The sequence below is a fragment of the Streptomyces sp. NPDC006551 genome (assembly GCF_040611675.1).
Classification (GTDB): Bacteria; Actinomycetota; Actinomycetes; order Streptomycetales; family Streptomycetaceae; genus Streptomyces.
On record NZ_JBEXOT010000008.1, the window covers coordinates 100056 to 123402 of the forward strand.

The 23347-nt window shown below is 70.6% G+C and carries 21 protein-coding genes and 1 tRNA gene; 11 read left to right on the top strand and 11 right to left on the bottom strand.

The features are described 5' to 3' along the window. The first annotated feature begins 1 nt into the window (after window position 1). The 7 genes from ABZY12_RS11530 (at window position 2) to ABZY12_RS11560 (ending at window position 8606) form a co-directional block, all read left to right on the top strand. Window positions 2-1570, top strand: coding sequence for a PQQ-binding-like beta-propeller repeat protein (locus ABZY12_RS11530; RefSeq protein WP_356889091.1), 1569 nt, complete (start codon window positions 2-4; stop codon window positions 1568-1570). 45 nt (window positions 1571-1615) lie between these two features. Further along, window positions 1616-3361 (top strand): PQQ-binding-like beta-propeller repeat protein, encoded by a 1746-nt coding sequence (locus ABZY12_RS11535; RefSeq protein WP_356889092.1) that lies wholly within the window; start codon window positions 1616-1618, stop codon window positions 3359-3361. 169 nt (window positions 3362-3530) lie between these two features. Beyond that, window positions 3531-4220, top strand: a complete 690-nt coding sequence (locus tag ABZY12_RS11540) for a response regulator transcription factor (protein WP_356889093.1) — start codon at window positions 3531-3533, stop codon at window positions 4218-4220. Between the two features lie 101 nt (window positions 4221-4321). Continuing rightward, entirely contained in the window at window positions 4322-5365 is a 1044-nt protein-coding gene (gene galT / locus ABZY12_RS11545; protein WP_356889094.1) for a galactose-1-phosphate uridylyltransferase, read from the top strand. Then, a complete protein-coding gene (galE, locus tag ABZY12_RS11550; protein ID WP_356889095.1) occupies window positions 5362-6330 on the top strand; it encodes a UDP-glucose 4-epimerase GalE in 969 nt (322 codons plus the stop codon). Before galT ends, galE begins: the two co-directional genes overlap by 4 nt. Further along, the gene (galK, locus tag ABZY12_RS11555) at window positions 6327-7466 is read left to right on the top strand and encodes a galactokinase (RefSeq protein ID WP_356889096.1); all 1140 of its coding nucleotides are present in this window, start codon (window positions 6327-6329) and stop codon (window positions 7464-7466) included. The genes galE and galK overlap by 4 nt, the downstream gene beginning before the upstream one ends. Before the next feature lie 348 nt (window positions 7467-7814). Then, window positions 7815-8606, top strand: coding sequence for a response regulator transcription factor (locus ABZY12_RS11560; protein WP_356889097.1), 792 nt, complete (start codon window positions 7815-7817; stop codon window positions 8604-8606). Here the strand turns inward: ABZY12_RS11560 and ABZY12_RS11565 are convergent. Beyond that, entirely contained in the window at window positions 8565-9062 is a 498-nt protein-coding gene (locus ABZY12_RS11565; RefSeq protein ID WP_356889098.1) for a MarR family transcriptional regulator, read from the bottom strand. The genes ABZY12_RS11560 and ABZY12_RS11565 overlap by 42 nt on opposite strands. A gap of 132 nt (window positions 9063-9194) precedes the next feature. Here ABZY12_RS11565 and ABZY12_RS11570 point away from each other — a divergent pair, with 132 nt between their 5' ends. Next, window positions 9195-10037 (top strand): trans-aconitate 2-methyltransferase, encoded by an 843-nt coding sequence (locus ABZY12_RS11570; protein WP_356889099.1) that lies wholly within the window; start codon window positions 9195-9197, stop codon window positions 10035-10037. Next, on the top strand, window positions 10037-10405 hold the full coding sequence (locus tag ABZY12_RS11575) for a VOC family protein (RefSeq protein ID WP_356889100.1): 369 nt from the start codon (window positions 10037-10039) through the stop codon (window positions 10403-10405). Before ABZY12_RS11570 ends, ABZY12_RS11575 begins: the two co-directional genes overlap by 1 nt. A 191-nt stretch (window positions 10406-10596) precedes the next feature. On the opposite strand, the gene ABZY12_RS11580 is transcribed toward ABZY12_RS11575, so the two are convergent. Further along, the gene (locus tag ABZY12_RS11580; RefSeq protein ID WP_356889183.1) at window positions 10597-11268 is read right to left on the bottom strand and encodes a TetR/AcrR family transcriptional regulator; all 672 of its coding nucleotides are present in this window, start codon (window positions 11266-11268) and stop codon (window positions 10597-10599) included. Then, entirely contained in the window at window positions 11268-12251 is a 984-nt protein-coding gene (locus ABZY12_RS11585; protein WP_356889101.1) for a fatty acid desaturase, read from the bottom strand. Before ABZY12_RS11585 ends, ABZY12_RS11580 begins: the two co-directional genes overlap by 1 nt. A gap of 290 nt (window positions 12252-12541) precedes the next feature. Here ABZY12_RS11585 and ppc point away from each other — a divergent pair, with 290 nt between their 5' ends. Then, window positions 12542-15271, top strand: coding sequence for a phosphoenolpyruvate carboxylase (ppc, locus tag ABZY12_RS11590; RefSeq protein WP_356889102.1), 2730 nt, complete (start codon window positions 12542-12544; stop codon window positions 15269-15271). A 71-nt stretch (window positions 15272-15342) separates the two neighbouring features. Here the strand turns inward: ppc and ABZY12_RS11595 are convergent, their stop codons facing one another. The 8 genes from ABZY12_RS11595 to ABZY12_RS11630 form a co-directional block, all read right to left on the bottom strand. Beyond that, entirely contained in the window at window positions 15343-16086 is a 744-nt protein-coding gene (locus tag ABZY12_RS11595; protein WP_356889103.1) for an LPXTG cell wall anchor domain-containing protein, read from the bottom strand. Window positions 16087-16214: 128 nt separating this feature from the next. Continuing rightward, on the bottom strand, window positions 16215-16658 hold the full coding sequence (locus tag ABZY12_RS11600) for a hypothetical protein (RefSeq protein WP_356889104.1): 444 nt from the start codon (window positions 16656-16658) through the stop codon (window positions 16215-16217). A gap of 37 nt (window positions 16659-16695) precedes the next feature. Then, window positions 16696-17292 (bottom strand): aminoacyl-tRNA hydrolase, encoded by a 597-nt coding sequence (pth, locus tag ABZY12_RS11605; protein WP_356889105.1) that lies wholly within the window; start codon window positions 17290-17292, stop codon window positions 16696-16698. A gap of 90 nt (window positions 17293-17382) precedes the next feature. Then, window positions 17383-17973, bottom strand: coding sequence for a 50S ribosomal protein L25/general stress protein Ctc (locus ABZY12_RS11610; RefSeq protein WP_356889106.1), 591 nt, complete (start codon window positions 17971-17973; stop codon window positions 17383-17385). Between the two features lie 279 nt (window positions 17974-18252). Continuing rightward, window positions 18253-19227 carry a ribose-phosphate diphosphokinase gene (locus ABZY12_RS11615; protein WP_356889107.1) on the bottom strand — a complete coding sequence of 325 codons (975 nt, stop codon included), beginning with the start codon at window positions 19225-19227 and terminating at the stop codon, window positions 18253-18255. A 121-nt stretch (window positions 19228-19348) separates the two neighbouring features. Further along, a complete protein-coding gene (gene glmU, locus ABZY12_RS11620; protein WP_356889184.1) occupies window positions 19349-20797 on the bottom strand; it encodes a bifunctional UDP-N-acetylglucosamine diphosphorylase/glucosamine-1-phosphate N-acetyltransferase GlmU in 1449 nt (482 codons plus the stop codon). 110 nt (window positions 20798-20907) lie between these two features. After that, window positions 20908-20979, bottom strand: a tRNA-Gln gene (locus tag ABZY12_RS11625). Window positions 20980-21006: 27 nt separating this feature from the next. Further along, window positions 21007-21864, bottom strand: a complete 858-nt coding sequence (locus ABZY12_RS11630) for a hypothetical protein (RefSeq protein ID WP_356889108.1) — start codon at window positions 21862-21864, stop codon at window positions 21007-21009. A 153-nt stretch (window positions 21865-22017) separates the two neighbouring features. Here ABZY12_RS11630 and ABZY12_RS11635 point away from each other — a divergent pair, with 153 nt between their 5' ends. Beyond that, on the top strand, window positions 22018-23343 hold the full coding sequence (locus ABZY12_RS11635; RefSeq protein ID WP_356889109.1) for a histidine kinase: 1326 nt from the start codon (window positions 22018-22020) through the stop codon (window positions 23341-23343). Window positions 23344-23347 lie beyond the last annotated feature (4 nt).

Sequence of the window (23347 nt, forward strand, 5' to 3'; positions counted from 1 at the left end):
GATGACGACACCGCGACACAACGGGCCGCCCCCGCCCTCGTACGGGCCCTACGGCCGGCTCAACCCGTACGGGGGCGGCACCAGCGGCCCCGCGGCAATGCCGCCGCCCCCGCCCCCGTCACCGCCGCAGTCCCCGCCGCCGCGCGGCCGGCGCCTCTCGAAGGCGCTGGTCGCGTCCGTCGTGGCGGGGCTCCTCGCCGTGGCCGGGGTGACCTGGTACGCCCTCGGCGGCTCCGGTGACGGCGGCGCCAAGGACGGCAGGGCGACCGCGAGCACGAGCGCCACGCCGTCCACCGGGCCGGCCGGCCCGCCCGCGCCCGATGCCGAGGACGCGGCCCGCTACAACGCGGGCCGCGCCCCCGGCGACGCCTCCGTGCTCTGGGTCAGGAAGAACGACATCGACGTACCGGGTCTGGGCGGCGACGTCTTCGGGCCGTGGCCGGTCGGGGACACCGTCGTCACCGCCATGTACCGCACCGTCACCGCACACTCGGTGGCCGACGGCACGGTGAAGTGGCGCCTGACGCTGGACACCGAGATCTGCCGGGCCTCGCAGCTCGCCTCCGCCGACGGCAAGATCGTTCTCGCGCTCAAGGACCGCCTCCACGCGGAGAACGACGAATGCCGCCAGCTCCAGATGGTCGATCTGCGCACCGGCAAGGCCGGCTGGCGGCAGAAGATCGTCAAGGAGGGAACGTTCGACTTCTTCTTCGACTACTCGATCGCGATCAGCGGCAACACCGTCACCGCGGGCCGGCACGGCTTCTCGACCGCCTACCGGCTCAGCGACGGCAAGCAGCTCTTCGGCAAGTGGCCGGGCGAGGCCTGCCAGCCCTACGCCTACGCGGGCGGGCCCAAGCTCGTCGCGGCGGTCTCCTGCCCGACCTCCGACCACGAGAAGCCGCAGGAGGAGATCCACGAGGTCGACCCCCTGACCGGGAAGTCGAAGTGGAAGTACCGGACTCCCGTCGGCTTCCGCGTCAGCGCCGTCTACTCCGTGCGACCGCTGGTCGTCGCGGGCCGGAAGCTCGCGACGGGCGAGTACGGCGTCGCCGTCTTCAACGAGGACGGCACCAAGCGCGCTTCTCTCAGGGGAGAGGGCCCGTTCGCCGACGGATGCCCCGACGACGTGGCCCACAAGGGCAATCTGCAGCGCTGTGAGGTCGTCGTGGACGGCGACACCCTCTACCTGGCCACCGTCGGAACCGGCGGCAAGAACGCCCGCAACGAGGTCGTCGCCTTCGATCTCCGTACGGGTGCCGAGACGCGGCGTATCCAGGGACCGGCGGGGCGCAGGACGGTGCCGCTGCGGATGGAGGGCGGTTCGCTCGTCCTCCGGATGGCCTCGATCGTGGGCGAGCCCGGGTCGCTGGCCACCGTCGCACCGGGCGCGACCAACCCCGTCGAACTGCTCCGGATCCCACGCTCGGCGGGCCGGGTGGAGTCGCGGTTCTACGACTCCCCAGCGCTGTACGTGAACGGCCGGTACATCCTTGTGAAGAGTGTCGTCGTCGGTTCGACCGACGCCGATGAGCAGGAGAGGGAGACGCTGTTGGCCTTCGGCAAGTGACACCGGTTCCCGCCCGCCATCCCACACTTCAGAGGTATCCACGCCATGACGCAGCCACCCCCGCCGCCGAACCAGCCACCCGGCCCCCCGCCGGGTGGGTTCGGCGCACCGCAGGACCCGCCCCCGGGTGGGTTCGGCGCCCCGACGCCTCCGCCGCAGCAGCAGCCGTCGTACGGCTACCCCCAGCAGCCCCCGGCGCAGCCGCAGTACGGCTATCAGCAGCCGCCGACGCAGCCGCAGTACGGGTATCCCCAACAGCCGCCGACACAGCCGCAGTACGGCTACCCGCCCCAGCAGCAGTACCCGCAGGCGCCCCCGCCCTCGGGCGGCAAGAAGCTTTCCGCGCAGATGCAGATCATCATCGCCGCGGCGGTGGCCGTCGTCCTGATCATCGGCGGCGGCATCTGGTACGCGGCCTCCGGCGACGGTGAGGAGACCAACAACACCGCGGGCGGCAGCTCCGGTTCGTCCCAGGGCAAGGGCGGCAACGGGCTCGGCGGTGGCGGCAAGGAGAAGGCGCCGGACAACCCCAAGTCCCAGCTCGCCTTCCAGCTGCCGCAGCCCAAGGTTCCCGACCTCACGGACATGTCCGGTTCGTGGATCACGGACAAGGCGTTCGTCAAGACCGGCGTCGACTCGGTCGTCGGCTACGACCTCGACAAGGGCAGCCCGGTCTGGACCCTGCCGCTGCCCGGTCAGGTCTGCGGTACCTCGCGGCACGTCACCGCCGACAACAAGACGGCCATCCTCTTCGAGGCGACCAAGCGCGTCGGGCCGCGTTTCTACCAGCCGTGCACCGAGGTCGGCGTCATCGACCTGGGCACCGGCAAGCTGGTGTGGTCCGCCGCGGTCACCGGCGGTACGGCCGGTGACCAGAAGGTGCGGTTCAGCGAGGTCACGCTCAGCGGCACGACCGTCGCGGCGGGCGGCACCGACGGCGGCGCCGCCTTCGACCTGGCCAACGGCAACCCGCGCTGGAAGCCGGAGGCCAACGCCCAGCAGTGCTACGACATGGGCTACGGCGGCGGCGAGGGCCTCGTCGCGGCGCGCAAGTGCGGGGAGTACGGCAGCCAGTACGTCGTCATCCAGAACCTCAACCCGCTCACGGGCGCCCCGATCTCCCAGTACAAGATGCCCGCGGGCGTGGAGTACGCGTCGATCGTGTCGACGAAGCCGCTGGTCGTGGCCGCCGACGTCGGCGACGCGGCCGGTGACGGCAGCGGCATCTCGGACTTCTTCTCCCTCGACGAGAAGACCGGCAAGCTCAAGGTGAAGATCGCGGCGGACGCGGAGCGCTACGCGGCCAGCTGCCGCTCCACCAAGGTGGAGGCCTGCGGCAGGGTCGTCGTCGGCAACGGCCGGATCTACCTCCCGACGGAGGAGCACGAGGGCTCCACCGGGGAGTACGGCGACGAGACCAACGAGATCGTCTCGTTCGACCTGGCCACCGGGAAGCCGACGCCCGAGAAGGCGGACGCGGGCGACCGGTACACGCTGGTCCCGCTGCGGATGGACGGCGGGAACATCATCGCCTACAAGGCCCCGCCGTACGACAAGGGCGGACAGGTCGTCTCGATCGACGGAGGGACGATGAAGCAGACCACGCTTCTGGAGAACCCGTCGGACGAGCCCGTGCGGGACGCCGAGACGAGCTTCAGCGAGAACGGCTCCGAGTACCGGTACGCGGCCGGCCGGCTGTTCATCTCGCAGACGCTGGTGAGCAAGCCCCGTGAGTCCTCGTCGACGGACGACAAGAAGTACCTGGTGGTCGCTTTCCGCGTCGCGGGCTGAGCATCACCGGGCGGTACGGAAGTGGGCTCCTCCGATCTTTCGGGGGAGCCCACTTCCGTAGGTACCGGTCGGCGTTCGGCGCACGTGCGCCGGGGGGAGCGTGTAACTTGCCGGGGCATCAGGGTGGCTGGGCCGGCGACGGCTCCAGGGGGGACAGAGGGGTGGCTCGATGGGCGTGCGGCTCATGGTGGTCGACGACCACCGACTGCTTGCCGAGGCGCTCGCCTCGGCACTGAAACTGCGCGGGCACCGGGTGCTCGCGGCGACCGCCCCGGTGGCGGGCGCGGCGGAGCTCGTGGTGAGCCGGGCGCCCGAGGTGTGCCTGCTCGGCACGGCCGCCCCTGCGGAGCCGGGCGCCTTCGACCCGATCGTCCGGATCAAGCGCGAGCGGCCGCAGGTGGCCGTGGTCGTCCTCGGCCCGGTGCCCTCCCCGCGCGGGATCGCGGCGGCCTTCGCGGCCGGGGCGTCCGGGTACGTACGGCACGACGAGCGCATCGAGGGCGTCGAGCGGGCGCTGGTCAAGGCGCGGGCGGGGGAGACGGTCGTGGCGCCGCAACTGCTGCAGGGCGCGTTCATGGAGCTTCTCAACCCGGCGGCGCAGCCGGACGACGAGGGGCAGCGGCTGCTCGGGATGCTGACGCCCCGGGAGGTGGAGGTCCTTCTCCGGGTGGCGGAGGGGGAGGACACGCGGGGGATCGCGGCGGGGATGGGGATCGCGCCGAGTACGGCGCGGACGCATGTGCAGCGGGTGCTGATGAAGCTGGGCGTCGGGTCTCGCCTCGAAGCCGCCGCCCTGGCCGCGCGGACGGGACTCCTGGATCACGCGCCCGTGCCCGGCCCCCGGGGTGAGCGGGCCTAGGGGGTGTCTCGCCGGTCCTGCCGGGCTCCGTCGTTGACTCCGATGTTTGATTGTGGTTCCTTGTGCGTGGTTCTGTTTGGTTCCCCGCCTGAGGACACCCCGTGAAGAAGACCGTCACCACCCTCGCCGACGGGCGCGAGCTCATCTACTACGACACCGTCGACGACGCCGTCCGCGACGCCGTCGACGCGCGGCCCCTCGACCCCGTCGCGTCCTCCTCCGAGCTCCGTCACGACGCGCTTCTCGGGGACGTCGTCGCCATCGCCTCGCACCGGCAGGGGCGGACGTACCACCCGCCCGCCGACGAGTGCCCGCTCTGTCCCTCCCGGGACGGGCGGCTGAGCGAGATCCCGGCCCCCGACTACGAGGTCGCCGTCTTCGAGAACCGTTTCCCCTCCCTCGCCGGGGGCGCCGGGCGGTGCGAGGTGGTCTGCTTCACCTCCGACCACGACGCCTCCTTCGCCGACCTCACCCCAGAGCGTGCCGCCCTGGTGCTCGACGCCTGGACCGACCGGACCGCCGAGCTCGCCCGGCTGCCGGGGATCGAGCAGGTGTACTGCTTCGAGAACCGGGGCGCCGAGATCGGCGTCACCCTCGGCCACCCCCACGGCCAGATCTACGCGTTCCCGTACACCACCGCCCGTACCACCCTCATGCGGCGCAACGCCGCCGAGCACCGGGCCCGGACAGGGCGGAACCTCTTCGACGACGTCGTCGCGCGGGAGCGGGCCGATGCTGTACGGGTGGTCCTGGAGACCGAGCACTGGATCGCCTTCGTGCCGTACGCCGCGCACTGGCCGTACGAGGTCCATCTGTACCCGGCGCGGCGCGTACCCGACCTCCGCGCGCTCGACGAGGGGGCCCGCACGGAGTTCCCACAGGTCTACCTGGAACTCTTGAGGCGCTTCGACCGGATCTTCGGCCCGGACGAGCCGCCGACGCCGTACATCGCCGCCTGGCACCAGGCGCCGTTCACCGGCGAACAGCGGGAGGAGTTCGCGCTGCACCTGGAGCTTTTCACCGTCCGCCGGGCCTCTGGCAAGCTGAAGTACCTCGCGGGCACCGAGTCCGGAATGGGCGCGTTCATGAACGACGTGCCACCGGAGTCCGCGGCAGACAGACTCCGAGAGGTTGCGAGCAAGTGAGCACATATCTGGTGACGGGTGGAGCGGGCTACGTGGGTGGCGTGGTGGCCACCCACCTGCTGGAGGCGGGCCACGAGGTCACCGTTCTCGACGACCTCTCCACCGGCTTCCGCGAGGGCGTCCCGGCCGGGGCGAACTTCATCGAGGGCCGTATCCAGGACGCCGCCCGGTGGCTTGACCCCTCTTACGACGGCGTCCTGCACTTCGCCGCGTTCTCCCAGGTCGGCGAGTCGGTCGCCGATCCGGGGAAGTACTGGGAGAACAACGTCGGCGGCACGATGGCCCTGCTCGCCGCCATGCGCGAGGCGGGCGTCCGCAAGCTGGTGTTCTCCTCCACCGCCGCCACCTACGGCGAGCCCCGATCCGTGCCGATCACCGAGTCCGCGCCGACCGCGCCGACCAACCCGTACGGCGCCTCCAAGCTGGCCGTCGACCACATGATCAGCGGCGAGTGCGCCGCCCACGGTCTGGCCGCCGTCTCGCTGCGGTACTTCAACGTGGCCGGCGCCTACGGCGCGTGCGGTGAGCGGCACGACCCCGAGTCGCACCTCATCCCGCTCGTCCTCCAGGTCGCCCTCGGCAAGCGCGAGGCGATCAACGTCTACGGCGACGACTACCCGACCCCGGACGGCACGTGCGTGCGCGACTACATCCACGTCGCCGACCTGGCCGAGGCCCATCTGCTCGCCCTGGGCGCCATGAACCCGGGCGAGCACCTGATCTGCAACCTCGGCAACGGCAACGGCTTCTCCGTGCGGGAGGTCGTCGAGACCGTGCGCAAGGTGACCGGGCACCCGGTCCCCGAGGTCATGGCCGCGCGCCGGCCCGGAGACCCGGCTGTGCTCGTCGCCTCGGCCGACGCCGCGCGGGAGCGTCTCGGCTGGAATCCGTCCCGCCCGGATCTGGCGGACATCGTGCAGGACGCCTGGGCGTTCGCGAGGGAGAGGGAGCAGGGACGCGCATGAGCGTGATGGGGGAGTTCGAGGCGCTGTACGGGGTGGAGCCGGAAGGCATCTGGGCCGCCCCGGGGCGGGTGAATCTGATCGGCGAGTACACCGATTTCAACGACGGATTCGTGATGCCGCTGGCCCTGCCGCACACGGCGGTCGCCGCCGTCGCCCGTCGTACGGACGGGGTGCTGCGGGTCCACTCCGCCGATGTGGAGGGCGGGATCGTCCAGCTCGACGTCGGCTCCCTCGAACCCCTCTCCGGCACCGGCTGGGCCGCCTACCCGGCCGGTGTCGTCTGGGCCCTGCGCGAGGCCGGGCACGCGGTCACCGGGGCGGACATCCACCTCGCTTCCACCGTCCCGACCGGCGCGGGGCTCTCCTCCTCCGCCGCCCTGGAGGTCGTCACCGGGCTGGCCCTCAACGACCTGTTCGGTCTCGGTCTGAGCCGGCCGGAGATCGCCGTGCTCGCCCAGCGCGCGGAGAACGCCTTCGTCGGTGTGCCCTGCGGTGTGATGGACCAGATGGCCTCCGCGTGCTCCGTCGAGGGGCATGCCCTCTACCTCGACACCCGCGATCTCTCCTACCGGCAGGTGCCGTTCGACCTCGCCGCGCGGGGGCTGCGGCTCCTGGTGGTGGACACCCGTGTGAAGCACGCGCTCGGGGACGGCGCGTACGCGGAGCGGCGCGCCGGGTGCGAAGCCGGTGCGCGGGCGCTCGGCGTGCGCGCGCTGCGCGACCTGCCGTACGCGCATCTGTCCGACGCTCTCGCACGTTTGGATGACGAAACGGTTCGGCGCTATGTCCGGCACATCGTCTCCGACAACCATCGCGTGGAGCGGACGATCGCCCTTCTCGACGCCGGGGACGTACGGGCGGTCGGTCCGGTCCTCACCGAGGGGCACCACTCGCTCCGGGACGATCTGCGGGTCTCCTGCGCCGAGTTGGACCTCGCGGTCGAGGCGGCCAACGCGGCCGGCGCGCTCGGGGCCCGGATGACGGGCGGCGGGTTCGGCGGCTCGGCGATCGTGCTCGTGGAGTCGATCGCGGCCCGGGCGGTGGGCGGCGCGGTGGAGAAGGCCTTCGCGGAGGCGGGTTTCGCGGCCCCGAGGATCTTCCCCGCGGTGCCGTCGCAGGGGGCGCGCAGGCTCTGAGCCACGGGACTTCGGGCGGCGGGCCCGGGGTGACGAGAGCCGGGGCGACGGGCCCGGGACGGCGGTGCCGACACCCGGAACATGCCCCTGGAAACGTCGACTTCCGTCACGATCGGACACAAGCGATCCATGCGTCACCCCCGTGTTCCACCAGTTCCGCGATTCGGCTTCCGCCGCGGCGCCCCGCCCGTACTCTGATGCGCAGCACCGGTGGGGGCCGGTGCTGATCAGGGGTGAGACCAGTCGGGTACGGCGCCCGGGGTGGGGTAAGGGTCACTGCACGGCGGCGGCCGTGCGACGACGGACCTCCTCCCCGGCGCTGTGCCCGCGCCGGTCCTTCCTCGACACTTGGGGGTGTCCGTGGTCCGTATCCGGGTCCTGGTGGTGGACGACCACCGCATCTTCGCCGAGTCGCTGGCCGCCGCCCTCGCGGCGGAGCCCGACGTCGACGTCTCCGCCGCGGGCAGCGGCCCCGCGGCCCTGCGCTGTCTGGACCGCGCCGCCGCCGAGGGGCGCCGGTACGACGTGATGCTGGTCGACGCCGACCTGGGCGCGGCTCCCGGTCCGCCCGCCGTCGCCCGCGCCGTACCGGACAACGCCGAGGGTGTGGTCGACGGTATCTCCCTGGTCGCGGGCGTCGGAGAGGGCGGCCGCCCGGCCGTCCGTACGATCGTGCTCGCCGAGCGGGACGACGCCCACCGCGCGGCCCTCGCGCTCCAGGCCGGGGCCTCGGGCTGGGTGGCCAAGGACTGCTCGCTGCAGCGGCTGCTCGCCGTGATCCGCGGCGTCCTGCGCGACGAGACGCATCTGCCGCCGGCGTTGCTCACGGGGGTGCTGCGGGAGCTGACGGCGGCCCGCAAGCACCGCACCGAGAGCGAGGAGCTGGTGGAGTCGCTGACGCCCCGCGAGCGGGAGGTGCTGCGCTGCATGGTGGCGGGCCTGGGGCGCAAGGCGGTCGCCGAGCGGCTGTTCCTGTCCCCGCACACCGTCCGTACGCACATGCAGAACGTACTCGGGAAGCTCGGCGTGCACTCCACGCTGGCCGCGGTCGCCCTGGCTCGCCGGGCGGGCGTCGGCCCCGCCGAATCGGCCGGGGACTCAGCCGGGGATGTTGTCGAACGGGGCGGTCAGCTGGCGTAGCAGACCGGCCAGTTCACCGCGCTGGCTGCCGGAGAGCTGGGCCAGGATGGCCCGCTCCTGAGCGAGCAGGCCGGCGAGCGCCTGGTCGGCCCGGTCGCGGCCCTCGGGGGTGAGGCGGACCAGCACCCCGCGGCGGTCGCTGGGGTCGGGCAGCCGCTCGACCAGGCCCTTCTTGGTGAGCCGGTCGATACGGTTGGTCATCGTGCCCGAGGTGACGAGGGTCTGGGTCAGCAGCTGGCCGGGGGAGAGCTGGTAGGGCGCGCCCGCGCGGCGCAGCGACGTGAGGACGTCGAACTCCCAGGGCTCGAGGTTGTGCTCGGAGAAGGCGAGCCGACGGGCACGGTCGAGGTGCCGGGCGAGCCGTGACACCCGGCTGAGCACCTCGAGCGGCTCCACGTCGAGGTCCGGGCGCTCTCGGCGCCATGCAGCGACCAGCCGGTCGACCTCGTCCTCCATGACGATCAGTGTAAACGGTCTGTTGACATAAAGTCTCTTGACGTCAAGATATATTCCGCTGGACTATGGGGAAGTACCGGGCCGGGAACCTCGTTCCGCTTCGGTAACTCGTTCCAGCAAGGGGGCTTGCACATGCATTCCGGACCAGTTTCTGCTTCTGTCGCACCGACATGGGACCCACAGCAGTACCTCCGTCACTCCGGCCACCGCACCCGTCCGTTCCTCGACCTGCTCGCCCGAATACCGCACTTGCCCCATGGCGACCGTCCCGCTCGGGTCGCCGACCTCGGCTGCGGACCCGGCAATGTGACCGTGCTTCTGGCCGAACGCTGGCCCGACGCGCACATCACCGGCTTCGACCTCTCGCCCGACATGCTGGAGCGGGCCGAGAAGGACTACGCCGGCACGACGGCGGGGGGCGGCTGGCTCGAATTCCGGCCGGCCGACGCCGCGCACTGGACGCCCGACGAACCGTACGACCTGATCGTGTCCAACGCGGCGCTCCAGTGGGTCCCCAACCACCCCGAGTCCTTCGCCGCCTGGATCGACGGCCTGCGGCCCGGCGGCACCTTCGCCTTCCAGGTTCCCGGCAACTTCACCTCACCCAGCCACGCCCTGCTCGGGGAACTGTGCGACACCCCCCAGTGGCGCGACCGCCTCGGCGACGAAGGCCGCCGCTTCGTCCACATCCTCGACCCCGCCGACTATCTGCACCGGCTCACCGACCTCGGCTGCGAGACCGACGTCTGGGAGACCACCTACTCCCAGCTCCTGACCGGCGAGGACCCCGTCCTCGACTGGGTCAAGGGCACGGCGCTGCGCCCCGTCCTGACCGCGCTGGAAGGCGATCAGGAGGCGACGGACGCCTTCCTCACCCAGTACCGCGACCTGCTGCGCGCCGCCTACCCGCCCGGCCCGCGCGGCACGGTCTTCCCGTTCCGCCGTATCTTCGCCGTCGCCAGGAAGGGAGCCTGATGCTGACCGCCGTCGATCACGTCCGACTCGCGGCGCCCCCGGGCACCGAGGACGCGCTGCGCGCGTACTACGTGGACGTCCTCGGCATGACCGAGATCCCCAAGCCGCCGGTCCTCGCCGCGCGGGGAGGCTGCTGGTTCGCGGCCGCGGGCGGGGCGGTCCAGCTGCACCTGGGCGTCGAGGCGGACTTCAGGCCCGCGAAGAAGGCCCACCCCGGCCTGCGGGTCACCGCCATCGACGCCTACGCGGCCCGCCTGGAGGAACGCGGCGTCAAGGTCGTCTGGGACGACGACCTCCCCGGTCACCGCCGCTTCTACTCCGAGGACCCGGCCGGCAACCGGCTGGAGTTCCTGGAGCCGGTCACCTGACGGGTGCGGGGTGCCGCACCCGCGGCGCCCCGCACCTCGACCCGCGGGCCCTCGATCCGGAGAACTCACCCCGGCAGATCCCGCCCGCGAGCCCTCGACCCGCGAGGCCCGGGAGCCCGCGAGCCCTCGACCCGCGAGGCCCAGGAGGTCGCGCCCCGCGAGGCCCTCGACCCCCTCGAAGAACCCCCGCATCAGCTCTTGCGGTGCCCTATCAGCCGGGGCTTCTGCTCCAGGCCGTCCAGGCCGTGCCAGGCCAGATTCACCAGATGCGCGGCCACCTCGGCCTTCTTCGGCTTGCGGACGTCGAGCCACCACTGACCCGTCAGCGCCACGCTGCCCACCAGCGCCTGGGCGTAGAGCGGCGCCAGCTTCGGGTCGAAGCCGCGCGCCTTGAACTCCAGGCCCAGGATGTCCTCCACCTGCGTGGCGATGTCGCTGATCAGCGAGGCGAACGTGCCCGTCGACTGAGCCACCGGCGAATCCCGCACCAGGATCCGGAAGCCGTCCGTGTACCGCTCGATGTAGTCGAGCAGAGCGAAGGCCGCCTGCTCCAGCAGCTCACGCGGATGACCGGCGGTCAGCGCCCCCGTCACCATGTCGAGGAGCTGGCGCATCTCCCGGTCGACCACGACCGCGTACAGCCCCTCCTTGCCCCCGAAGTGCTCGTACACCACCGGTTTGGAGACGCCCGCCTTCGCCGCGATCTCCTCCACCGACGTGCCCTCGAAGCCCTTCTCGGCGAAGAGGGCCCGGCCGATGTCCAGCAGCTGCTCCCGGCGCTCCGCGCCCGTCATCCTCACCCGGCGGCCGCGCCGGGGCTTCTCACTGCCGCTGTTACCGCCGTCGATCGCCACGTTCTCCATCATGCCGCGTCGGCGGGCTCGCCCCGGCGCCGGGCTTCGATCCGCGACGCGTTCGGCCAGCGCACGTCGTAGGCCCAGCCGAGCTGCTCGAACCAGCGGATCAGCCGCGCGCTGGAGTCCACCTGGCCGCGCAGCACCCCGTGCCGCGCCGACGTCGGGTCCGCGTGGTGCAGGTTGTGCCAGGACTCACCGCACGACAGCACCGCCAGCCACCACACGTTGCCCGAGCGGTCCCGGGACTTGAACGGGCGCTTGCCGACCGCGTGGCAGATCGAGTTGATCGACCAGGTCACGTGGTGCAGCAGGGCCACCCGTACCAGAGAGCCCCAGAAGAACGCGGTGAACGCGCCCCACCACGACATCGTCACCAGACCGCCCACCAGCGGCGGGATCGCCAGCGACAGCGCCGTCCAGCCGATGAACTGCCGCGAGATCGCCCGGATCGCCGGGTCCTTGATCAGATCGGGCGCGTACTTGGCCTGGGGGGTCCGCTCCTCGTCGAACATCCAGCCGATGTGCGCCCACCACAGGCCCTTCACCAGCGCCGGTACGGTCTCGCCGAACCGCCACGGCGAGTGCGGGTCGCCCTCCGCGTCGGAGAACTTGTGGTGCTTGCGGTGGTCGGCCACCCAGCGCACCAGCGGGCCCTCCACCGCCAGCGACCCCATGATCGCCAGCGCGATCCGCAGCGGGCGCTTCGCCTTGAAGGAACCGTGTGTGAAGTAACGGTGGAAGCCGATCGTGATGCCGTGGCAGCCGATGTAGTACATCGCCACCAGCAGGCCCAGATCGAGCCAGCTCACGCCCCACCCCCAGGCCAGCGGCACCGCCGCCAGCAGGGCGAGGAAGGGCACCGTGATGAACAGCAGGAGCGTGATCTGCTCGATCGAACGCTTGCTGTCCCCGCCGAGCGTGGCGGGGGGCAGAGCGGCGGCGGAGTCGCGCGCCTCGGAGTCCGAGGTCACCTGGTGGCTTGTGGTCATGGATGTCCCTGGGGAGTAAAGGAAGGAAGGGGATGGAGGGCAACGGGTCGAAAGAGTGCGGGAGGGAGAGGGGGAATCGGGCAAGCTCGGGCGAACACGAGCGTGTGGCTACGCCTCCGTAACCTACGGTGACGTAAGTATGGCAGTGCCGCGGCGCGCGGCAAGAGGGCACAAGAGGGGTGCCCGGCTGTCCACCAGGCGGACACATATCCTGTGTGCGTCGGACAGCGCGGTCCGCACGCGTCCAGTACCCCTCCAGACGTGCTCAAACACTGCAAGGAGCCGCACCTGTGAGCAGTGCCGACCAGACCCCCACCGCCAACGCCGAGCTGCGTTCCGACATCCGCCGACTGGGCGATCTGCTGGGCGAGACCCTCGTCCGCCAGGAGGGCCAGGAGCTCCTCGAACTCGTCGAGAAGGTCCGCCGGCTCACCCGCGAGGACGGCGAGGCCGCCGCCGAGCTGCTCGGCGACACCGACCTGGAGACCGCCGCCAAGCTCGTGCGCGCCTTCTCCACGTACTTCCACCTGGCGAACGTCACCGAGCAGGTGCACCGCGGTCGCGAGATGCGCGAGAAGCGCGCCGCCGAGGGCGGCCTGCTCGCCCGCACCGCCGACATGCTCAAGGACGGCGACCCCGAGCACGTGCGCGCCACGGTGAAGAACCTCAACGTGCGGCCGGTCTTCACCGCCCACCCCACCGAGGCCGCCCGCCGCTCCGTCCTCAACAAGCTGCGCCGGATCGCCGCCCTCCTGGAGACCCCGGTCATCGAGGCCGACCGGCGCCGCCACGACCTGCGGCTCGCCGAGAACATCGACCTCATCTGGCAGACGGACGAACTCCGTGTCGTACGCCCCGAGCCCGCCGACGAGGCCCGCAACGCCATCTACTACCTCGACGAGCTGCACGCCAACGCCGTCGGCGACGTCCTCGAGGACCTCGCCGCCGAACTGGAGCGCGTCGGCGTCGAGCTGCCCGCCGGCACCCGCCCGCTGACCTTCGGCACCTGGATCGGCGGCGACCGCGACGGCAACCCCAACGTCACCCCCTCGGTGACCTGGGACGTGCTGATCCTCCAGCACGAGCACGGCATCAACGACGCCCTCGAACTCATCGACGAGCTGCGCGGCTTCCTCTCCAACTCCATCCGCTACGCCGGCGCCACCGACGAGCTGCTCACCTCCCTCCAGGCCGACCTGGAACGCCTGCCGGAGATCAGCCCCCGCTACAAGCGCCTCAACGCGGAGGAGCCGTACCGGCTCAAGGCCACCTGCATCCGCCAGAAGCTCGTCAACACCCGCGAGCGCCTGGCCAAGGGCACCCCGCACCAGGAGGGCCGCGACTACCTCGGCACCGCCGAGCTGGTCCAGGACCTCGCCCTCATCCAGACCTCGCTGCGCGCGCACCGCGGCGGCCTGTTCGCCGACGGCCGGATGGACCGCACCATCCGCACCCTGACCGCGTTCGGCCTCCAGCTCGCCACCATGGACGTCCGCGAGCACGCCGACGCCCACCACCACGCCCTCGGCCAGCTCTTCGACCGGCTCGGCGAGGAGTCCTGGCGGTACGCCGACATGCCGCGCGACTACCGGCAGAAGCTGCTCGCCAAGGAGCTGCGGTCGAGGAGGCCGCTCGCCCCCACGCCCGCCCCGCTCGACGCGGCCGGCCAGAAGACCCTCGGCGTGTTCCACACGATCAAGGAGGCCTTCGAGCGGTTCGGCCCCGAGGTCATCGAGTCGTACATCATCTCGATGTGCCAGGGCGCCGACGACGTCTTCGCCGCCGCCGTCCTCGCCCGCGAGGCCGGCCTCATCGACCTCCACGCCGGCTGGGCCAAGATCGGCATCGTGCCGCTCCTGGAGACCACCGACGAGCTCAAGGCCGCCGACGTCATCCTCGACAACATGCTCGCCGACCCCTCCTACCGCCGCCTCGTCTCCCTGCGCGGCGACGTCCAGGAGGTCATGCTCGGCTACTCCGACTCCTCCAAGTTCGGCGGCATCACCACCAGCCAGTGGGAGATCCACCGCGCCCAGCGCCGGCTGCGCGACGTCGCCCACCGCTACGGCGTACGCCTCCGCCTCTTCCACGGCCGCGGCGGCACCGTCGGCCGCGGCGGCGGCCCCTCGCACGACGCGATCCTCGCCCAGCCCTGGGGCACCCTCGAGGGCGAGATCAAGGTGACCGAGCAGGGCGAGGTCATCTCCGACAAGTACCTCATCCCGTCCCTCGCGCGGGAGAACCTCGAACTGACCGTCGCCGCCACCCTGCAGGCCTCCGCCCTGCACACCGCGCCCCGCCAGTCCGACGAGGCCCTCGCTCGCTGGGACGCGGCCATGGACACGGCCTCCGAGGCCGCCCACACCGCGTACCGCAGGCTGGTCGAGGACCCGGACCTGCCCGCGTACTTCTTCGCCGCCACCCCCGTCGACCAGCTGGCCGACCTCCACCTCGGCTCCCGGCCCTCCCGCCGCCCCGACTCCGGCGCGGGACTCGACGGACTGCGCGCCATCCCCTGGGTGTTCGGCTGGACCCAGTCCCGCCAGATCGTCCCCGGCTGGTTCGGCGTCGGCTCCGGCCTCAAGGCGCTGCGCGAGGCCGGTCTCGACGCGGTCCTCGGCGAGATGTACGAACAGTGGCACTTCTTCCGCAACTTCCTCTCCAACGTCGAGATGACGCTGGCCAAGACGGACCTGCGGATCGCCCGCCACTACGTCGACACCCTGGTGCCGGACGACCTCAAGCACGTCTTCGAGACCATCGAGGCGGAGCACGCCCTGACCGTGGCCGAGGTCCTGAAGGTGACGGGCGGTCAGCGGCTGCTCGACTCCAACCCGGTGCTCCAGCAGACCTTCTCCATCCGCGACGCCTACCTGGACCCGATCTCCTACCTCCAGGTCGCCCTCCTCGCCCGCCAGCGCGAGGCGGCCGAGCGCGGCGAGGAGCCGGACCCGCTCCTCGCACGGGCGCTGCTGCTCACCGTCAACGGCGTGGCGGCCGGCCTGCGCAACACCGGCTGACCGGGAGCGCACACGACGGTGCCCCCGCCGGAATCCACGGATTCCGGCGGGGGCACCGCGCGTTACGGAGATCAGTGCTGCTGGGCCTTGCGGCGGCGCATCACCAGCACGCCACCGACACCCGCGAGGGCGACGGCGACAGCGGCGATGACACCGACGGGAGCGCTGGAGCCGGTCTCGGCGAGGTCACCGGTGGCGCTGCTCCCGGAGGCGCTCGGGGCGGGCTGGCCCGCGGCGGAGCTCTCCGAGGACGACGCGGTCGGGGAGACCGAGGCGCCCGGGGCGCCGGTCGACGGCGTCCCGGACGGGGTGCCGTTCGACGGCGTGCCGCTCGGGGTTCCCGAGGGGGTACCGGACGGCGTGCCGCTCGGGGTTCCCGAAGGGGTGCCGGACGGCGTGGTGTTGACCGGGGTGCCGGGGCACGTGTGCGAGAGCACGAAGAACTTGGAGGTGCCGTTGATCTCGGCGGTGGCCGAGGTCAGCTTCGCACCGATGGCCGAGCCCACGTAGGCGTGCTTGCCCTTCGGCTTGCCGAACGCGTCGAAGTCGGTGATGACGATCGGGGCGCCGTTGTCGAACGTCACCGTCAGCTTGGTGAAGTCGCTCTTGTTGCCCTGAAGCACGAAGTGCCAGCCGTCCTGCGTGGACGGGATGCCATCGCACTCCTTCTCCGTGTTTTCGAAGGAGGCGGCGGTGATCGGCAGGTCCTTCTCGTGGTGGAAGGGGACCTCGGCGGCAGAGGCGGCCGGAGCCAACACCAGAGAGCCCGCCACGGCCGCGACGAGCGCGCCGGTGGAAATGAGAGAACGTCGCATTGTCGTCCATCTGTGGGATGAGGGATGCCGTGGGAGGTGGCGCAGGCAGCCTATCCGTAGCCTTAAGTCACCCTTAACCCAGAGGGCATAACAATCTGGCGAGATCACGCCAACGTGTCCGGAATCGCTCACAGCGCGAAGAACGCCCCCACCAGCAACGCCCCGCCCAACCCCGCCGCCGACCACGCCGTACGCGTCATCCGCAGCCCGCCCCCGATGACCGGCGCCGCCAGCAGCAGCGCCCCGCCCAACGGCAGCCAGGCGTGCAGACCGCCGCCCCACCCCGTCCGTACCGCCTCGGCCGTCCCCGGCTTCACCACCACCGGCAGCGTCTGGCCCTTGCCCGCCGCGACCGAGTGCTCGATCGTCAGCGTGTGGTGCGGCGACACCGGACCCGCGGGAACGTAACGCCCGCTGCACGTCTCCTCGTTGCAGCCGGTCACCGTCAACGTGCCGTGCTCACGGCCCTTCGGAAGGAGGATGTGCTGCGCCGTGCCCCAGGACGACCACGCGCCCGCGACGACGAGCAGCAGGGCGACCAGAGCCATGGCGGCGTTACGGGCATGCGTCATGACCCGCGATCGTACAGTCGTACCGCTCATCGGTCCGTCAGGAGTTGTACGCGGACTGCGCGCGCTCCAGACCCTCCGCCACCAGACACTCCACCGAATCCGCCGCCCGGTCCACGAGGTAGTCCAGCTCCTTGCGCTCGGCCGAGGAGAAGTCCTTCAGGACGAAGTCCGCGACCTGCATCCGCCCCGGCGGACGGCCGATACCGAACCGCACCCGGTGATAATCGGCCCCCATCGCCTTCGTCATCGACTTCAGACCGTTGTGACCGTTGTCCCCGCCACCGATCTTCAACCGCAGTGCGCCGTAATCGATGTCCAGCTCGTCATGGATCGCCACCACATGCGCCGTCGGCACCTTGTAGAAATCGCGCAGCGCCGTCACCGGACCGCCCGAGAGGTTCATGTACGACATCGGCTTCGCGAGGATCACCCGGCGGTTGGCCGGACCGACAGGACCCATACGGCCCTCGACGACCTGCGCCTGCGCCTTCTGCGCCCGCTTGAACTTCCCGCCGATACGGTCGGCCAGCAGGTCCACGACCATGAAACCGACGTTGTGCCGATTGGCCGCGTAATCCGGGCCCGGATTGCCGAGACCGACGATCAGCCAGGGGGCGTTCGCGTCGTCCGTCATGTGCGTCACGTCTCCTCGTATGCGTACAGAGAAACGGGGTGGCGGGCCGTCGCGGCCCGTCACCCCGTCACGTCAGGCAGAGCCTACGGCTCAGGCCTCGGCGCCCTCGGACTCACCCTCGGCACCGGCGGCCGGCTCCTCGGCCTGCGCGGCCAGAACCTGGATCACGACGGCCTCGGGGTCCGTCACCAGGGTGGTGCCGTTCGGCAGCGGGACGTCCTTGGCGTGGATCGAGTCGCCGGCCTCCAGGCCCGCGATCGAGACCGTGACCGACTCGGGGATGTGGGTCGCCTCGGTCTCGACGGAGACCGTGTTCAGCACGTTCTCGACCAGGAAGCTGCCCGGGGCCAGCTCACCCTCGGTCTCGACGACGACCTCGACGGTGACCTTCTCGCCACGGCGGACGAGGAGCAGGTCGACGTGCTCCAGGAAGCCCTTCAGCGGGTCGCGCTGCACGGCCTTCGGGATCGCGAGCTCGGTCGTGCCGTCGATGTCCAGGGACAGCAGAACGTTCGGGGTACGCAGGGCGAGCAGCAGCTCGTGGCCCGGCAGGGTGACGTGGACCGGCTCGGCGCCGTGGCCGTAGATGACGCCCGGAACCTTGTTGGCACGGCGGATACGGCGGGCAGCGCCCTTGCCGAACTCGGTGCGGGTCTCGGTGGCGAGCTTGACCTCGGACATATGCACTCCTCGTAAGCAGGAAAACGGACAGTGTCGGCTACCCGGCCACGACTGGCCTGCTACGAAGAGCGCGTCGATAACGGACCGCCGCACCACACCGGGTACGGCCTCCCTCGCCGAGCAACTCCGGCAGTCTACTCGCCGTCCCCCGAGCGACCCAATTGGATCAACCCGCCCTCGTCCGCACAGCTCCTCCCGGCACGTCGCACCAGGCCGCGGACACGAGAGAGGGCCGCCTCCCCGGCTGGCGGGAAAGCGGCCCTCATCTCCTGCAAGCGCTTACTGCTCCTCGAAGAGGCTCGTCACCGAACCGTCCTCGAACACCTCACGCACCGCACGCGCGATCGTCGGCGCGATCGACAGAACGGTGATCTTGTCGAGCTCCAGCGAGCTCGGCACCGGCAGCGTGTCCGTGAACACGAACTCGCTCACCTTCGAGTTCTTCAACCGGTCCGCGGCCGGGCCGGAGAGGATGCCGTGCGTGGCCGTCACGATCACGTCCTCGGCACCGTGCGCGAACAGCGCGTCGGCGGCCGCGCAGATCGTGCCGCCCGTGTCCACCATGTCGTCGACCAGGACACAGACCCGGCCCTTCACGTCACCGACGACCTCGTGGACGGTCACCTGGTTGGCGACGTCCTTGTCACGACGCTTGTGCACGATCGCCAGCGGCGCGTCCAGACGGTCGCACCAGCGGTCCGCGACCCGTACACGACCCGCGTCCGGAGACACGATCGTCAGCTTGTCACGGTCGACCTTCGCACCCACGTAGTCCGCCAGCACCGACAGCGCCGACAGGTGATCCACCGGACCGTCGAAGAAGCCCTGGATCTGATCCGTGTGCAGATCGACCGTGAGGATGCGGTCGGCACCCGCGCACTTCAGCATGTCGGCGACCAGACGCGCCGAGATCGGCTCACGCCCACGGTGCTTCTTGTCCTGACGGGCATACCCGTACGACGGAATGATCACGGTGATGCTCCGCGCGGAAGCCCGCTTCAGAGCATCGATCATGATCAACTGCTCCATAATCCACTTATTGATCGGAGCCGTGTGGCTCTGGATCAGGAAGCAGTCCGCGCCCCGCGCCGACTCCTGGAAACGGACGTAGATCTCGCCGTTCGCGAAGTCGAAAGCCTTGGTCGGCACGAGGCCGACACCCAGCTGGTGCGCGACCTCCTCGGCCAGCTCGGGGTGGGCGCGGCCGGAGAAGAGCATCAGCTTCTTCTCGCCGGTCGTCTTGATCCCGGTCACAGCACTGTCTCCTCAGACGTGTTCTCTGGCCGCGACCAACGAGCCTTCGTGCGCGCGTGCGAGCCAGCCGAATTTATGTGCACGTATCACGGTACGCCGAGTTCGACGTACCCGTTTCCGGTCAGCTTTCGCCGGCGGACTCCTCCGAGGCCACCTGAGCAGCCTGCGCCGCAGCGCTCCCCGGCCGCTTCCGAGCCACCCAACCCTCGATATTCCGCTGCTGGCCACGGGCGACAGCCAACGCGCCGGCCGGCACATCCTTCGTGATCACCGACCCCGCGGCGGTGTACGCGCCGTCCCCGATCGTGACAGGAGCCACAAACATGTTGTCCGAACCCGTCTTGCAGTGAGACCCGACCGTCGTGTGATGCTTCGCCTCACCGTCGTAGTTCACGAACACGCTCGCCGCGCCGATGTTCGTGTACTCGCCGATCGTCGCATCGCCCACGTACGACAGGTGCGGAACCTTCGTCCCCTCACCGATCGTCGCGTTCTTCATCTCCACGTACGTACCCGCCTTGGCCTTCAGACCGAGCTTGGTACCCGGACGCAGATACGCGAACGGCCCCACGGACGCGCTCTCACCGATCACGGCCGAGTCGGCGACCGTGTTGTCCACCCGGGCGCCCCTGCCGACCGTCGTGTCCTTCAACCGCGTGTTCGGCCCCACCTCGGCGTCCTCACCGATATGCGTCACGCCCAGCAGCTGCGTACCCGGGTGGATCACGGCGTCCCGCTCGAACGTCACCGTGACATCGACCAGGACCGACCCCGGGTCGACCACCGTCACACCGGCCGTCATCGCCCGCTCCAGCAGTCGCCGGTTCAGCAGGGTACGAGCCTCCGCGAGCTGCACGCGGTTGTTGATGCCGAGGATCTCGCGATGATCGGCGGCGACGGACGCCCCCACCCGGTGCCCCGCCTCACGCAGGATCGACAGCACATCGGTGAGGTACTCCTCGCCCTGGCTGTTGTCCGTCCGCACCTTGCCCAGCGCGTCCGCGAGCAGCCGCCCGTCGAACGCGAACACCCCGGAGTTGATCTCCCTGATCGCACGCTGAGCCTCGGAGGCGTCCTTGTGCTCCACGATCGCGGTCACGGCGCCGGTGGACTCGTCCCGCACGATCCGCCCGTAGCCGGTCGAGTCCGGCACCTCGGCGGTCAGCACGGTGACGGCGTTGCCGTCGGCCGCGTGGGTGGCGGCGAGACCCTTCAGGGTCTCCCCGGAGAGGAGGGGAGTGTCACCACAGACGACGACGACCGTCCCCTCCGGTGCCTGCCCCAGCTCCTCGAGCCCCATCCGGACGGCGTGCCCGGTGCCGTTCTGCTCGTACTGCACGGCGGTACGGGTACCGGCGTAGTGGGCGTCGAGATGCGCGGACACCTGCTCGCGGGCGTGCCCCACGACCACGACGAGGTGCTCCGGCTCCAGCTCGCGCGCAGCGGAGACGACATGTCCGACGAGCGAGCGCCCGGCGATTTCATGCAGGACCTTGGGGGTCTTCGACTTCATGCGGGTGCCCTCACCCGCTGCGAGGACGACGACGGCTGCCGGGCGGTTGGCGCTCACGGGAATGCCCTTCGGCTTTCGGGTGGTGGACATCCGCAGGATACCGGGGGGTTTCGGGGCGGAAACGAGTGCGGGTCCTGACCGGAGAGGTCAGGACCCGAACCAAGAAGCTCCCCCGCCAGGACTCGAACCCGGACATAAGGCACCAAAAGCCTCAGTGCTGCCAATTACACCACAGGGGATGGTAACCGACTAAACCGGACATTCGGTCAGGCCGTCGGATCGGCACCCAACACTATGCCGTACCAGGCCCCCTCCATGCGACGGTAGAGATCCGCACTTTTGGTGACGTAGATGACCAGGCACCCTCTGTAGGCCTCGGCCGTGTTCTTCCGGACGGTTTTCGGGTTGTGCCGCTTGAGGGTCGCCCGCTGGAAAGCCGTCACGTCGACGCCTGCCAGCCCTGCCCAGAAACTCTCGGCCTCGGCGACGTCGGCGGTCTCGTGGATGCTGACGCGGAAGCGCATGCGGTCACGGGTGACTCCGAGCAGTTCGAGCCACCGCAGATAAAGGGTGATCACGTTGGGATCGCTGTTGATGAAGTGCAGCGACTCGCGTCGGCTGTACGTCTTGTCCTTGGCGCCCTCGGCCCAGTAGAGCGTGACCCCGGCGATGAACAGTTCGCGGTCTGAAAGTCCGCCGATGGCCTCACGCGCCGAGCGCTTGGTCTCCTGCCGTTCCTCGTCTCGTGCCGCGCGCAGGTGGGCCAGGCCCGCGTTCATTCGCTCCCGGCGCTCGGCCTCGGTGTAGCGCGGCTCCGGCTTCGGGAGGTCCCGTACCCACAGCGAGATCGAGCTCTTCGAGCAGCCCAGCTCCAGCTGGATCTGGTCGTACGTCCTGCCCTCCAGGCGCAGCTCGCGTGCCCGAGTCCGCAGGTCGTCCTTGGCGTTCGGGCGCTTCGTCCAGTCCGGTGGGGGCTCCCCTTTCACCAGGCGGTTCAGGATGTCGTTGTTGCCGATCTTCAGTCGGTCGCGGATCTGGCGCAGGCTGAGGCCTTCGCGGCGTAGCGCGATGGCTTGTTCACGCAGGGTCTCGAAGTCCGCGTATCGGCTCGGGGTGGTCGTCATGCGAGCAGCGTCGTCCGGAATGCGGACGTCCGGGTCGAAAATCTGGGCGATTCAACAGTTCGAGGGACCCGTGTCCGTGCGAGGTTGACGCGGTCGCCCGGGGGTCCGGCGGTCTTCCGAAAACGGCTGGCCCTCGCCCGTAGTCTGGGAGTCATGACCACAACGGGGGCGCACCAGGACGCGGCGGGCACGCCCGCGCGCGGTATGTGGTGGTGGGGGAGACGGCGCGGCGCGGTGCTGGACATCGTGCTGGCCGTGGTGTCGGCGCTGGAGTGCGGGCTGGAGGGGGTCCGTTTCGCCGGTGAGGCGTCGCTGCCCGTGCCGGTGGGGGTGCTGTTCGGGCTGGTCGTCGGTTCGGTGCTGCTCGTGCGGCGCCGGTGGCCGATTACCGTCGTTCTCGTCTCGATCGCGATCACGCCGGCCGAGATGGGTTTCCTGATGGGGATCGTCGGGCTCTATTCGCTCGCCGCCTCCGAGGTGCCCCGCCGGATCACCGCCGCGCTGGCGGGTATGTCGACGGTCGCCGTGTTCATCGTGACGGTGGTGCGGCTGCGTCAGGACGTGGCCCAGGCGGATGTGGATCAGCAGGATTTCGATCCGAGTGGCTGGTACGTCCCGGTCGTCTCGCTCTTCATGACGTTGGGGCTGAACGCGCCGCCGGTGCTGTTCGGTCTGTACATAGGGGCTCGGCGCCGGCTGATGGAGAGTCTGCGGGAGCGGGCGGACAGTCTTGAGCAGGAGTTGTCGTTGCTGGCCGATCGGGCCGAGCAGCGGGCGCAGTGGGCGCGGCAGGAGGAGCGGACGCGGATCGCCCGGGAGATGCATGACGTGGTCGCGCACCGGGTGTCGTTGATGGTGGTGCACGCGGCGGCGTTGCAGGCGGTGGCGTTGAAGGATCCGCAGAAGGCGGTGAGGAACGCGGCGCTGGTGGGGGACATGGGGCGGCAGGCGTTGACGGAGCTGCGGGAGATGTTGGGGGTGCTGCGGGAGGACGCGGTGCCGGCTCCGTCCGTGGTGCCGTTGGCGGCGGTGGGTCTGGCGGCGGCGGCCGCGGCGGAGGCGGCTTCGGAGGACGGGCCGTGTCTGGACGCGCTGGAGTCGCTGGTCGAGCAGTCGCGGCAGGCGGGGGTGGTGGTCGAGCTGGTGGTGCTGGGTGAGGCGCGGGCGTACGGCGCGGAGGTGGAGCGTACGGCGTACCGGGTGGTTCAGGAGGCGTTGACGAACGTGCACAAGCATGCGGCGGGTGCGAAGGTCGTGGTCCGTCTGGCGCATCGGGAGGCCGAGGTGGCGATGCAGGTGGAGAACGGGCCTTCGGACGCGGCGGTGGCGGACGCGCATCTGCCGAGTGGCGGGAACGGTCTGGTGGGTATGCGGGAGCGGGTGACGCGGCTGGGTGGGGTGTTCGTGTCGGGCCCGACGGACGCGGGTGGTTTCCGGGTGTCGGCGGTGTTGCCGGTGGGGGAGGAGCGGGCGGCGTGACGGG